This window comes from Bartonella sp. CB10SXKL (assembly GCF_042195515.1).
Classification (GTDB): domain Bacteria; phylum Pseudomonadota; class Alphaproteobacteria; order Rhizobiales; family Rhizobiaceae; genus Bartonella.
In genome coordinates, this window is sequence record NZ_JBHION010000142.1 from 1 (window position 1) to 529 (window position 529).

Sequence of the window (529 nt, forward strand, 5' to 3'; positions counted from 1 at the left end):
TTTCATCAGTAAGTTCATATTTCTTTTCCATGATTACTATTTCTCACGTTCTACGATTACGGTGGAGCCACTAATTTTACAATTTCCAGCAATGTGTACACGACAGCAAATATATGCTTGATTGTAAATTTTAGCATTTCCGTAAACGTGTACACTTTCCCCTATAACAGAATTCCCATAAATCCGCGCATAGTCAAAAACCTTGGCATTATCTCCAACAGAAGCACCACCAACTTCGGCATAATCATAAACTTGTGCATTGTCATAAACGCGTGCATTCCCATAAACCCGCGCATCATCATAAACTTTGGCATCACCGTAAACTTGTGCATTGCCAAAAATCCAACAGTCTCTCTTATGGCTTAAGTTGCTCTCTTTTTCTATAAAACCGCCGAGGTCACCTTTTTTGACATATCCAAAGTCTCTTAATGCTCTAATTCGGTGAAGAGTTCTTCCATCAAACACAGTTTTTTCATCAGTAAATTCGTATTTTTTCATCTGGTCTTTTCTCCAGTTGAGATTCTTTTAT

1 protein-coding gene is annotated in these 529 nt (G+C 37.4%); it reads right to left on the bottom strand.

What is annotated here, in order from left to right:
• Positions 1–36 precede the first annotated feature (36 nt).
• Entirely contained in the window at positions 37–498 is a 462-nt protein-coding gene (locus tag ACFIK3_RS09900) for a hypothetical protein (protein ID WP_375661114.1), read from the bottom strand.
• Positions 499–529 lie beyond the last annotated feature (31 nt).

Excerpts from the sequence above, each read along its gene's own strand:
- ACFIK3_RS09900 (WP_375661114.1), bottom strand. The coding sequence starts at position 498 with ATGAAAAAATACGAATTTACTGATGAAAAAACTGTGTTTGATGGAAGA.